The following is a 12,629-nucleotide window of genomic DNA, read 5'->3' on the forward strand; positions in this document are numbered from 1 at the left end:
TGATTAGTAATTTATTATTTTACGTTTAATAAATGTTGGAGGCTTTCGTGAGCGAGTACAATATTGACAAAAATAAAATGATGATTCGTTTACATCGTATAAGCGGGCAAGTTCAAGCAATAGAGAACATGATTGAAAACGACGCCTACTGTACTGATGTACTGATGCAACTTTCAGCGACTACAGCAGCGTTAAAGTCTGTTGCCGTTTTAGTTGCGCGCGCTCAAATAAGTGAATGCTTAGGAGACGTGTCTCACAACGATAATTCTGAATTTGTAGATAAGAAGACTCGTGAAGTTGTGAAAGTTGTAGACAGATTAATGAAATATGATAAATCGTGAATGAAATACGTACAGTAATTGATACTCCACAATCTCCGTCGCATTATTCTCTAATAGACAAGAAATCTGAATTTATCGCAGACTCATGTCACGTATCTGATTTAGACGAAGCTATGGCATTTGTGCAATCAATACGTGCAAATCATCCTAAAGCAAGACATGTCGCTTATGCAGCTATTTGCGGGGATAAAAGTGGTTCTTTATCTGAAAGAATGAGTGACGATGGAGAGCCATCTGGAACAGCTGGGAAACCTATTCTTGATGTATTGCGTTCATCTAAATTAACAGACACTGTTGTAACTGTTACAAGGTATTTTGGCGGAATTTTGCTTGGATCTGGGGGGCTAATAAGAGCTTATTCTAGATCTGCAGCTGGTGCTATCGCTTGTGCAAATATTAAAGATATTGTTGAATGCAAAAAAATATCATGCAATGTCACCTATCAACAATTAAGAATGTTCAAAAATATATTGACTGCACACAATTGCACAGTTGAAAATGAGGAATACGGTGCGTTAATACATATAATCGCTTTGATTCCAACTGAAAATCTTGAAGAATTTATTATGAATGTCAGGAATGCTACGTCTGGCACTGTTACTATACGATTAGAATGCAACGCTAATCGCATAGCTTAATCCATTACTGTTTTGCATGATGATATGCGTGTTTTTGTTTATCTTGCAAGATTTCCTTTTTGTTGTTGCTGAGTTGTCGGAGTTTCTCTCATCGCAAGATTTTTACATTGCTCTAAGAGAAACTCCGACAGCTCTTGGCATGTTTAGTCTTTTAATCTTCGGCTAATCACCGAGATTTTTCGATTTTTCTTGCTCTCTCGACGAGTCACCATTCGGGCTGCGAATCGACCGAGCTTAAAGCTGCATAGTGCGCTTTAAGCTCCTTCGATGAGTGAGCTGGCACAGAGAGGAAGTCCAGTGGACTTCCTCGCCAGCGAAGTGTTGATCTGTTACTGCGTGCGCGATGGAAAGTGGTACTAAAAATCTCTTTCGCTGCGAAAAATCTCAAATCTCTGCCTAATTGGTAGCAAGCCAGCTCATCGCGCTTATAGGCGTGTTGAAGTATTGGATGATTTACTTATGAAGATAGAATGAAATTTGGAATTATTATTTTATTTTACGTTTAAAAGTAGGTGAGTGACGTATGGAGCTTAATCAGACTGAGCAGAATAGCAATGATAATCAGCAATCTAATAATATTGCTGATGAATCTGAAGCTAAGCATAATGATTATGAGCCATTAACAGCTATTTATGAACATCTTCGTCACTCAGATGACTCACAAGAACTTCACGAATTCGCCACTCGTCAATTGCCAGATCGCAGTAATCAGGCTGCATTTTCGCGCGCTACAGCACTTTTGGAAGCTGTTGCTGGGAATGCAAATACTCCTGAAGAAGATCGTATTTATTTGGCAAGTACCATGCCTTTCCCTAATATTTTAGTAAAACTTTCAGAAGATAAATCCGATAAAGTGCGATTAGCTGTAGCAAAAAATCATAATGTAAAGAATTGGCTTGTTGGTCGTCTTACTAAAGATAATTGTGCAGCTGTTAGAGATGCTGCGTTATGTAATCCTAAAACATCATGGAAGATGCGATTAGAAGGTGCTCAAACTAACGGTGTTAGCGCTTCGACTCTCGATTATTTAGCATCTTTAGGAGTTACTGTACAGGAAGATGCGCCTGTAGTTCTCGCTACTATGGTACGTCGCGCGGTAGCTCTTAATGCCGGAGTTTCTCCTCAAACTCTTAAAAATTTATGTAATGACAAAGCTTCAGACGTTGCGATTGCTGCAAAAAGTAGAAGCTGAGCTTTCGTAATATAGGTCTAAGTAGTCCCTTAGTGAAGTCCCTTAGTAAAGGCCCTTAGTAAAGGCGCGTATTAAAGGCGCGTATTAAAGTTAAGTAGGCTCGTAGTAGATTTAAGTAGGCGCGTTTCATAAAATTTATTGAATTGCTGGAGTTTTGTTTATTTTAATAAGGTTTTATTTAGTTTTCTTAGAAATTTGATTTATTTTGTCAATATTTTTTATGGAATCGTACTGATAAATATCACATTATTGTAAAATAGTTCGATGTAAATACCCTCTTCATAGATTACGATGGGAAATATGAACAATAAACTAGAAGAAGAACCAGAAAAGCCATTAATTCAACTTGCTGAGTTAATGGGTATTGGTATTCGTTTCGTGGGTGCTGACGGCGTAGAGCATGATACTGACGACGATGTATTGAAATCAGTTCTAAACGCTTTAGGTGTTGACGCGCATGACGACAAAGCAATTGATGCTTCGATTAAAAATATTTTGTCAGAACGTTACTCGCGTCTTATTGCTCCAACTGTATTGCATACTGCTGGCAAAGAAGACAAAGTAAAGATAAACACAGGAATTTTAGATTGCCCATCTGCTGAGCTCATTTTGGAAAATGGTAAGCCTTATAAAGGTGATTTAGCAATCGAACCTAGCGATAATGATGTTGCATTCCCTGTTAACGGAAAATTTGTTGCTACGGCGTTGTTGAAAATTCCAGCTGATGTTCCTATGGGATATCACACTTTGAAAATCACTGTTGCTGATCGAGTTGAAGAAGCTACTTTGATTAGCGCTCCAGAGCGTATTGAAACATTAGATTCTTTGGAATCTGACGGAAAGCAGATTTGGGGATGGATGGCTCAGCTTTATTCCATTCGTTCTTCTAAATCGTGGGGTGTTGGCGATTATGCTGATTTAGCACAGTTGCTTGTTGAAGCAAAGAAGAAGACTGGCGCTGATTTTGTATTAGTAAATCCTCTTCACGCTGGTGAGCCAGTTGCTCCATTAACTCCATCGCCTTATTTGCCAGTTGCTCGTTCAATGGTGAATATAACTTACATTCACCCTGAAAGCATCCCTGAGTATGAAACTTTGGATGAAAATAATCGCAATACAATTTGTGATTTGCACGCTCAAGTGGCACCTTTGAATAATGATTCGCAGATTATTGATCGCGATTCAATGTGGCGCGTAAAAATGCATGCTTTGTGGATTATTTTCAAGGCTGGACTTAGCAAATCTCGTGCTGAAGAATTTGAAGCCTTTAAGAAAGATATGGGCGAGCGTCTTGAAAGTTATGCAACTTGGTGCTTGTGCTATGACAAGTGGGGTGCACCTAAAGGTCATGACGATTGGGAGTCTTGCTTAAATAAGAATTCTGAGGAAATTCACGATTTAGCTCAGCGCTTCCCGGATACTTTGGAATTCTATCGCTGGTTGGAATGGATTGCTTTTACGCAATTGCATGATGCGCAAGTTGCTGCCCGTAAGGCAGGAATGCGTATTGGAATTATGTCTGATATGGCTGTTGGCGTGCATCCTTCTGGATCTGAAGTTTGGTGGAATCCTGAGCGATTTGCTCATGGTGCTTGTGTTGGTGCCCCACCAGATTACTTTAATCAGAATGGCCAGAATTGGTCTCAGCCTCCTTTGCATCCAGTAGAGCTTGAGCGCACTGGATTTAAAGTTTATCGCGACATGGTTCATGGCATGTTTGCTTCTGCTGGAGCAGTGCGAATTGACCACATTCTTGGACTTTTCCGCTTGTGGTGGATTCCTGAAAACGCTAGCGCGAAGAACGGAGCGTACGTTTACTACGATGCAGATATCATGCTCGGAATTTTGGCAATTGAAGCTACTCGCGCTGGTGGTGTAGTTGTTGGAGAAGATCTTGGCGTGCTTCCAGCTAATGCAATTGAAGTTTTAGCTAAGAAAGCTGTTCTTGGTTGCACTGTTGAATGGTTTGAGGCTCGCGATGGCGTGTTCCGTCATCCAAGCAAGTGGCGCGAAATGACATTAGCTTCGGTTAATACTCATGATTTGCCTCCTGCTGCTGGCTATTTGCGATATGAACACGTGGATATCCGAGAGCGTTTGCACTTGCTTACCGGTTCTGTTGAGGAATTCCGCGCTGGTGCTGTTGCAGAACATAACGCTATGTTGAAGATGCTTGTTGAAGGCGGATTCTTGGATGCAAAGCTTGTTGAAAATGAGTCTGAGCATGAGCAAGAGATTGTTGAAGCGTTGTATCGCGCTTTGAAGGCTGCTCCATCTAGGTTATTGGCTGCTTCGATTGTGGATGCTACTGGTGAGCGTCGTTCGCAAAATCAGCCTGGAACTAGCGACGAGTATCCTAATTGGCGTATTCCGCTGGCGGATGGGGATTGCAATCCAGTATCCTTGGATAATCTTTTCGATTTGCCTCGCGTACAATCGCTTTCGAAGATTATGAATGCGTGACGTTTTTTGATTTATTCGATTCGCGATTCGTTCGTCTCGTAATTTGTTTTGCGATTCGTTCGATTCGCGAATCGTTTGTTTTGTAATTCGTTTGTTTTGTAATTCGTTCTGTTCATTTAGAGATTTCATTTATATTCATTTCGCGATTCGATTTTATTCGTCTTAACCATATATAAAATAGACATTTGCAAGTAGTCGTCAGCTGGCGATATACTTGCAGATTGTTGTGTTTCCCTAAGGGGTCCTTCAAAGCGCTTTTCCCACTCGCCATCGAGGACTTTCAGGGAGCCCACGGATTATGAGCATTAAATCTTCGTCGGATATTCTCTTCAGGGAATCCTTTAGAGATTGTTGTAAATGAAGATAGCGCTCGAAACACAATAGAGAAAAGGTACGATTGTGAAGACTTTCACACCGAAACCAGCAGATTTAACTCATGACTGGTATATTATCGACGCCACTGATGTGGTGCTCGGTCGTTTGGCCACTCAGGTAGCCATCTTGCTGCGTGGTAAGAATAAGCCAACATTTGCTCCACATGCTGATGCAGGCAATCACGTTATTATTATTAACGCTGAAAAGATTGCTTTGACTGGCAACAAGTTGAGCAAGGAACTTTATTCCCACTCTGGTCGTCCAGGCGGCCTTCGTCGCGACTCCTATGCTGAGCTTTTGGAGAAGGATCCAAAGCGCATCATCGTGTCCGCTGTCAGAGGCATGCTTCCAAAGAATCGTCTTGCTAAGGTGCAGCTTGATCGCCTTCGCGTATTCGTTGGAGCAGAACATCCGCACATTTCCCAGAAGCCACAGGTCTTTGAGATCTCTAAGGTTTCTCAGCAGGCTAAGTGAATCGTAAGGAGAATATGATTATGGTAGATAACAACAACTCCGCGGTTCTCGAGAATGAAGAAGAACTGACAAACTACACCACCGAAACTAACGCTGGTGCAGGTACTGGTACTTCTGCGATTGAGCCAGGCTACGGCACTGGTCGTCGTAAGGAAGCTGTAGCTCGTGTTCGTTTGGTTCCTGGCACTGGTAAGTGGTCCATTAACGGTCGCACGTTGGAAGAATACTTCCCATCTCGCTTATTGCAGCGCGAAGTGAATTCTCCTATCGTGTTGCTCAAGCTTGAAGGCAAGTTTGATGTCGTCGTTCTCGTTGACGGTGGCGGTACTACTGGTCAGGCTGGTGCTATTCGTTTGGGTGTGGCTCGTGCATTGAATTCTATCGATCATGATGCCAATCGTCTTGCTTTGAAGAAGGCTGGCTTCTTGACTCGCGACGCTCGCGTTGTGGAGCGCAAGAAGGCTGGTTTGCACAAGGCACGTCGTGCACCTCAGTTCTCGAAGCGTTAAGTTTCGAAGAATATTATTTTTCTATGGCTTCTGGCTTTTGCTGGAAGCCATTTTTTGTATCTAATGCTGTTGAATGTTCTAAATGTTATGAATAGTTTATATGTTGCGAATAAATCTAACATTTTAGAAAATCTAGTTGATAATCGCACAAAATTAATTACAAATAATTACATAAATCGAACAATAGGTGATAATCCTCAATCATAAATAGCGCAACTCGCTACAAAATCGGAATAGTACAGTAAGCAAAGTAGATTGTAATCTATATCACTTTTTATAAATAAAAATTAAATATAAAAGTGAACGCAAGTAAGTGAAAAACTAAATAAAATGCCTGCGATATTTATGATCAAGGAGGACCGAATGGCTGAGGCTATTGGTAAAGATGCCACAGATAAAAAAGATGTTGATAAAAAAGATGTTGATGAAAAAGTTATTAATGCTCAGCAAGAAGTCGATAATCTTGTTGCAAACGCGACTAAAGCATTAGATGAGTATGAAAAGTTAAATCAAGAGCAGGTCGATCATATAGTCGCAAAAGCTTCTGTTGCTGCTTTAAATAAGCATTTGATTCTGGCAAAGATGGCAGTTGATGAAACTGGTCGTGGTTTAGTAGAAGATAAAGCGACTAAAAATATCTTTGCATGCGAGCATATAACTCATTATTTGGCAGGCCAAAGAACTGTTGGCATTATTCGCGAAGATGATGTTCTTGGTGTTGATGAAATTGCTGAACCGGTAGGAGTTGTTGCAGGCGTAACTCCAGTTACTAATCCAACGTCAACAGCTATTTTTAAGTCTCTTATAGCTCTTAAAACTCGTTGCCCAATTATTTTTGGATTCCATCCATTTGCTCAAAAGTGCTCGGCTGAGGCTGCGCGAATCGTTAGAGATGCGGCAATTGCAGCAGGAGCGCCAAAAAATTGTATTCAGTGGATTGAGCATCCTTCTATTGAAGCTACTGGTGCGTTAATGAAGCATCCTGGAGTTGCAACAATTCTTGCTACAGGCGGCCCAGGTATGGTTAAGGCAGCTTATTCATCCGGAAAGCCAGCGCTTGGCGTTGGAGCGGGTAATGCTCCTGCATATGTCGATAGTGATGTTGATATTGCGCGCGCTGCTAACGATTTAGTTCTTTCAAAGCATTTCGATTACGGTATGATTTGCGCTACCGAACAGGCGATTATCGCTCATAAAGACGTTTATGAGCCATTGTTAAAGGAATTGAAGCGTAGAAAAGCGTATTTCGTTAACGCTGATGAAAAAGCGAAACTTGAACAGTATATGTTTGGTTGCACTTCGTATTCAGGTCAAACTCCTAAGCTTAATTCAGTTGTTCCAGGAAGATCTCCTCAATATATTGCTCATGAAGCTGGGTTTGAGGTTCCTGAGGATGCTGTGATTTTGGTTGCTGAATGCAAGGAAGTTGGCGAGATGGAGCCTCTTACAATGGAGAAGCTCGCTCCTGTACACGCTCTTCTTCGCGCGGAAAATAAGGAACAAGGCTTTGAAATGTGCGAGCAAATGCTTGTGCATGGAGCTGGTCATACTGCAGTAATTCATACTAATAATCAGCAATTAGCTCGAGAATATGGCTTACGAATGCATGCCTGCCGTATTATTTGGAATTCCCCAGGTTCTTTGGGTGGCGTTGGCGATATTTACAATTCAATCGCGCCTTCCTTAACTTTGGGATGCGGATCTTATGGTGGAAATTCGGTTTCTGGAAATGTTCAGGCAGTAAATCTTATAAATGTAAAGCGTATTGCACGAAGGAATAACAATATGCAGTGGTTCAAAGTGCCAGCAAAAACATATTTCGAGCCAAATGCCGTTCGCTATTTGCGAGACATGTATGGCATTGAACGCGCGGTTATCGTGTGCGATAAAGTAATGGAACAGTTGGGTGTGGTCGATAAGATTATTGATCAGCTTCGTGCGCGTCAAAATCGAGTTACGTTCAGAATTATTGATTACGTTGAGCCAGAGCCAAGCGTTGAAACAGTAGAGCGCGGCGCAGAAATGATGCGTGAGGAATTCCAGCCGGATACGATTATTGCTGTTGGCGGCGGTTCTCCAATGGATGCGTCTAAGATTATGTGGCTTCTTTACGAGCATCCGGAAATTTCCTTCGCTGATTTGCGCGAAAAGTTCTTCGATATTCGTAAGCGCGCATTCAAGATTCCGCCGCTTGGCGAAAAAGCGAAACTTGTTTGCATTCCAACTTCGTCTGGAACCGGTTCTGAAGTCACTCCATTTGCTGTTATTACGGATCATAAGACGGGGTATAAGTATCCAGTTACCGATTATGCTTTAACTCCTTCGGTAGCAATTGTTGATCCTGTTTTGGCGCGTACGCAGCCTCGTCGTTTGGCATGTGACTCAGGATTCGATGCTTTAACTCATTCAATCGAAGCTTATGCATCCGTATACGCTAATGATTTCACTGATGCTATGGCTTTGCATGCGACGAAGTTGATTTGGGAAAATCTTAACGATTCAGTTAATTGCGAAGATTATGAGCGCAAGATTGAAGCTCAAGAAAAGATGCATAATGCTGCAACTATGGCAGGTATGGCATTTGGATCTGCTTTCCTTGGAATGTGCCACGCAATGGCGCATACGATTGGTGCTTTGTGCCATGTTGTTCATGGTCATACGAATGCTATTTTGCTGCCGTATGTTATCCGATACAATGGCCAGATTCCACAAGAGCCTACAAGCTGGCCTAAGTATAACCGTTATGTTGCTGTTGAGAGATATCAGCAGCTCGCAAAGAATATTGGTATAGATCCTGGAAAGACTCCTGAAGAAGGGGTTGAAAATCTGGCTAAAGCAGTTGAAAATTATCGAGATAATTTGCTTGGCATGGATGCTTCATTCAAGGCTTGTGGCGTGGACGAAGAATACTATTGGTCTTTGCTGGATCATATTGGTATGCGCGCGTATGAAGATCAGTGCGCACCTGCAAATCCTCGTATTCCTCAAATTGAAGATATGAAGGATATTGCAATCGCTGCATATTACGGCGTTTCGAAGGAAGAAGGCCATCGCTTGCGTCAAGAGCGTGAGGCGAAATAAAAACGTGATGCCAAAAACAATAGCGATACTTTTGTTTAATAGCGCTACATTTAATAGTATTACGTTTGTATGCATTACTTTTAGAAGCGTCATGTTTAAGAGCGTTGCTTGAAGTAGATATCATCGCATATTTAGTTAATAATGGCAGAAGCTACACTAACTGTGGTTTCTGCCATTTTTTGCGATTTTTTAGCGCTTAAAAAGCCGACACGCCCGGTTTTATTAATCCATAGGCAATGGTTTAATTAGACAGTTGCCTGTTTTTAAGGCTCGCATATTGGAATCAAAAAAAGCGAGCGCGGAAACGAAATGTTCATTTTAAATGGGTATTTCGGTGCTGCGCACTGATGTGGAATGGCTATAAGTGTCTATTCTCGCAGTGCCCTTTTAATACAGGTTGGTAAACAGTAAACGAATCGCTAGAAAGGGCGGACGGCAATGGCGGGACAGAAAATCCGCATCAGGCTTAAGTCCTATGACCATGAGGTCATCGACCAATCGGCGAAGAAGATCGTCGAGACGGTGACGAACGCGGGCGCCACAGTAGTGGGTCCGGTTCCTCTGCCGACCGAGAAGAACGTATTTGTTGTTATCCGTTCTCCTCACAAATATAAGGATTCTCGCGAGCATTTCGAGATGCGTACTCATAAGCGTCTTATTGACATCGTAGATCCAACGCCAAAGGCTGTGGATTCTTTGATGCACATTGACCTGCCTGCGGATGTAAATATTGAGATTAAGCTGTAGGAAGGGGGAGAAAATAATGTCGCAGAATAAGAATCGCACTGCATTGCTCGGCCGCAAGCTTGGCATGTCGCAGGTTTGGGATGAAAACGGCCTTTTTGTCCCCGTAACTCTGGTTGAAGTTGCTACTAACGTAGTAACCGCTGTAAAGACCGAAGAAACTGACGGCTACAATGCTGTTCAGCTCGGTTACGGCCAGATTGATCCTACTAAGGTAACCAAGCCATTGGCTGGTCACTTTGCTAAGGCTGGAGTAACTCCTCGTCGTCACCTCGCTGAGGTGCGCACAGAAGACGCAGCAGAATACAAGCCAGGACAGGAATTAACTGCTGAGCTTTTTGCTGAAGGTTCTGAAGTGGATGTTACCGGTACGACTAAGGGTAAGGGCTTCGCTGGTACTATCAAGCGTTGGGGCTTCAAGTCTTATCGTCGTACTCACGGCTCGCACAAGAATGAACGTCGCCCAGGTTCTGTGGGTGCATGTGCAACTCCAAGCCGTATTTTGAAGGGCAAGCGTATGGCTGGTCGCATGGGTCATGTGACTTCTACCGCGCTCAACCTCACCATCGTTTCTTCGGATGTCGAGAACGGCATTCTCGCTATCAAGGGTGCTATTCCAGGACCTAAGGGCGCTATCGTTCTCGTCCGTTCGGCAGTGAAGGGAGCCTGATAATTATGGCAAACGTAACTCTGAACGTCACTGATAACCAGGGTAAAGCTAACGGTACTGTTGAAGCTCCTGCCGAGATTTTCGGTATCTCCAATGAAGACGTTTTAGCTCACGGCCCATTGGTTCACCAGGTCGTTATTGCACAGCTCGCTGCTGCTCGTCAGGGCACTCATGCAGTAAAGAATCGCGCTAACGTTTCCGGTGGTGGTAAGAAGCCATGGAAGCAGAAGGGCACCGGTCGTGCTCGTCAAGGCTCCATTCGTGCTCCACAGTGGGTACATGGTGGCGTTGTACACGGTCCAGTTCCTCGCAGCTATGATCAGCGTACTCCAAAGAAGATGAAGGCAGCTGCTCTTCGTTATGCTCTTTCGGATCGCGCAAATGCCGCACGCGTTGCTATCGTAGATTTGGGCATCAAGGATGTTCCATCTACTAAGTCAGCTGTTGCTGCACTTACACCAGTAACAAACAATCAGTTCACCACCGTTGTTCTTTCTCGTGAAAACATCAACGAGTGGATGTCTGTGCGCAATATTCCAACGGTGCATCCGATCTTCGCTGATCAGTTGAACACCTATGATGTCATCACGGCTCAATACGTTGTCTTCACCAAGGAAGGTTTTGACGCCTTCGTTGCTGCTAAGACCGAGCCTGTCGTTAAGGAGGCCTGATTTATATGGTCGCAGTCCATAACCCAGCATATGACGTCATTTTGAAGCCAGTTGTTTCTGAAAAGAGTTATGCAGCATCTGATCGTGGTCAGTACACCTTCGTAGTGGCTCCAGATGCTAATAAGGTTCAGATCAAGCAGGCTGTTGAAGAAATCTTCAAAGTCAAAGTTACAAACGTTAATACTTTGAACCGCGCTGGCAAGCGTAAGCGTTCACGCACCGGTTTTGGCCGTCGTGTGAACCAGAAGCGTGCTATTGTCACCGTGGCTGCAGGTCAAACGATTGATATCTTTGGTAACTGAAGGCTAGCCGAGAAAAGTTAAAGGAAGACTATATTATGGCTATCCGCGTTTATAAGCCGACGACTGCAGGCCGTCGTAACGCATCTGTTTCGGATTTCTCCGAAATTACGCGTTCTACGCCTGAAAAGTCGCTGGTACGCAAACTTAGCAAAACTGGTGGTCGTAACTCTTACGGCCGCATGACTTCTCGCCATCGTGGCGGCGGTCACAAGCGTCAGTATCGTCTCATCGATTTTAAGCGTTGGGACAAGGATGGCGTTCCAGCAAAGGTTGCTCATATCGAGTATGACCCTAACCGCTCTGCCCGTATCGCTCTGCTTCACTATGCAGATGGTGAGAAGCGCTACATTATCGCTCCTGAAGGTATCGTCCAGGGTGATGTTATTGAGACTGGTGCTCAGGCTGATATTAAGCCAGGCAACAACTTGCCTTTGAAGAACATCCCAACCGGTACCGTGGTTCACGCAATCGAACTTCGTCCACTTGGTGGTGCAAAGATTGCTCGTTCCGCTGGTGCAGCCGTTCAGCTCGTAGCTAAGGATGGTGCTTACGCTCAGTTGCGTATGCCATCTGGCGAAATCCGTAACGTGGACGCTCGTTGCCGCGCTACAGTTGGTGAGGTTGGTAATTCCGATCACGCTAACATTGAGCTTGGTAAGGCTGGCCGCGCACGTTGGCTCGGTCGTAGGCCAATCACCCGAGGCGAATCCATGAACCCTGTAGACCATCCACATGGTGGTCGTACCCGTGGTGGCAAGCCGCCAGTATCTCCATGGGGTAAGGGTGAGGTTCGTACCCGTCGTCCGAAGAAGGCTTCGAACAAGATGATTGTTCGTCGTCGCCCGAATGGTAAGAACCGCAAGTAAGGGAGTGTCGAATAGATGACTCGCAGCATCAAGAAGGGCCCCTTCGTCGACGCCCACTTACAGAAGAAAGTCGACGAGCAAAACGACAAGGGTACGCACAACGTCATTAAGACTTGGTCTCGTCGTTCGATGATCACACCTGATTTCATTGGACATACCTTTGCCGTACATGATGGCCGTAAGCATGTGCCGGTATTCGTTACCGAAGCCATGGTTGGTCATAAGCTCGGTGAGTTCGCCCCGACCAAGACCTTCAAGGGTCATGTGAAGGACGACAAGAAGGCACGCCGCTAAAGGAGAGTT

General features: G+C 43.9%; 13 protein-coding genes. All 13 read left to right on the plus strand.

Annotation, left to right across the window (positions count from 1 at the left end):
* Positions 1-47: 47 nt before the first annotated feature.
* The 13 genes from BFS05_RS03190 to rpsS all read left to right on the plus strand — a co-directional run bounded on the left by BFS05_RS03190 (position 48) and on the right by rpsS (position 12,620).
* Positions 48-341: a metal-sensitive transcriptional regulator gene (locus tag BFS05_RS03190; RefSeq protein ID WP_103084553.1), complete on the plus strand. Its 294-nt coding sequence runs from the start codon at positions 48-50 to the stop codon at positions 339-341.
* On the plus strand, positions 338-979 hold the full coding sequence (locus tag BFS05_RS03195; protein ID WP_103084554.1) for a YigZ family protein: 642 nt from the start codon (positions 338-340) through the stop codon (positions 977-979). Before BFS05_RS03190 ends, BFS05_RS03195 begins: the two co-directional genes overlap by 4 nt.
* Before the next feature lie 523 nt (positions 980-1,502).
* Positions 1,503-2,171: an AbrB family transcriptional regulator gene (locus BFS05_RS03200; protein ID WP_180978574.1), complete on the plus strand. Its 669-nt coding sequence runs from the start codon at positions 1,503-1,505 to the stop codon at positions 2,169-2,171.
* 300 nt (positions 2,172-2,471) lie between these two features.
* Positions 2,472-4,634: a 4-alpha-glucanotransferase gene (malQ, locus tag BFS05_RS03205; protein ID WP_180978575.1), complete on the plus strand. Its 2,163-nt coding sequence runs from the start codon at positions 2,472-2,474 to the stop codon at positions 4,632-4,634.
* A gap of 399 nt (positions 4,635-5,033) precedes the next feature.
* The gene (gene rplM / locus BFS05_RS03210) at positions 5,034-5,483 is read left to right on the plus strand and encodes a 50S ribosomal protein L13 (RefSeq protein WP_103084556.1); all 450 of its coding nucleotides are present in this window, start codon (positions 5,034-5,036) and stop codon (positions 5,481-5,483) included.
* A gap of 20 nt (positions 5,484-5,503) precedes the next feature.
* On the plus strand, positions 5,504-5,992 hold the full coding sequence (rpsI, locus tag BFS05_RS03215; RefSeq protein ID WP_103084557.1) for a 30S ribosomal protein S9: 489 nt from the start codon (positions 5,504-5,506) through the stop codon (positions 5,990-5,992).
* A gap of 363 nt (positions 5,993-6,355) precedes the next feature.
* Complete coding sequence (gene adhE / locus BFS05_RS03220; protein WP_180978576.1) at positions 6,356-9,073, plus strand: bifunctional acetaldehyde-CoA/alcohol dehydrogenase; 2,718 nt, start codon at positions 6,356-6,358, stop codon at positions 9,071-9,073.
* 438 nt (positions 9,074-9,511) lie between these two features.
* Positions 9,512-9,820 carry a 30S ribosomal protein S10 gene (gene rpsJ / locus BFS05_RS03225; protein ID WP_003808013.1) on the plus strand — a complete coding sequence of 103 codons (309 nt, stop codon included), beginning with the start codon at positions 9,512-9,514 and terminating at the stop codon, positions 9,818-9,820.
* A gap of 16 nt (positions 9,821-9,836) precedes the next feature.
* The gene (rplC, locus tag BFS05_RS03230; protein ID WP_103084558.1) at positions 9,837-10,487 is read left to right on the plus strand and encodes a 50S ribosomal protein L3; all 651 of its coding nucleotides are present in this window, start codon (positions 9,837-9,839) and stop codon (positions 10,485-10,487) included.
* A 5-nt stretch (positions 10,488-10,492) separates the two neighbouring features.
* On the plus strand, positions 10,493-11,158 hold the full coding sequence (gene rplD / locus BFS05_RS03235) for a 50S ribosomal protein L4 (RefSeq protein ID WP_103084559.1): 666 nt from the start codon (positions 10,493-10,495) through the stop codon (positions 11,156-11,158).
* Positions 11,159-11,163: 5 nt separating this feature from the next.
* Positions 11,164-11,460 carry a 50S ribosomal protein L23 gene (rplW, locus tag BFS05_RS03240; protein ID WP_103084560.1) on the plus strand — a complete coding sequence of 99 codons (297 nt, stop codon included), beginning with the start codon at positions 11,164-11,166 and terminating at the stop codon, positions 11,458-11,460.
* Positions 11,461-11,495: 35 nt separating this feature from the next.
* Positions 11,496-12,326: a 50S ribosomal protein L2 gene (gene rplB / locus BFS05_RS03245; RefSeq protein ID WP_103084561.1), complete on the plus strand. Its 831-nt coding sequence runs from the start codon at positions 11,496-11,498 to the stop codon at positions 12,324-12,326.
* Between the two features lie 15 nt (positions 12,327-12,341).
* Complete coding sequence (gene rpsS, locus BFS05_RS03250; protein WP_004114357.1) at positions 12,342-12,620, plus strand: 30S ribosomal protein S19; 279 nt, start codon at positions 12,342-12,344, stop codon at positions 12,618-12,620.
* The last annotated feature ends 9 nt before the right edge of the window (positions 12,621-12,629 follow it).

This window comes from Gardnerella coleohominis, from assembly GCF_002896555.1.
Taxonomy (GTDB): domain Bacteria; phylum Actinomycetota; class Actinomycetes; order Actinomycetales; family Bifidobacteriaceae; genus Bifidobacterium; species Bifidobacterium vaginale_F.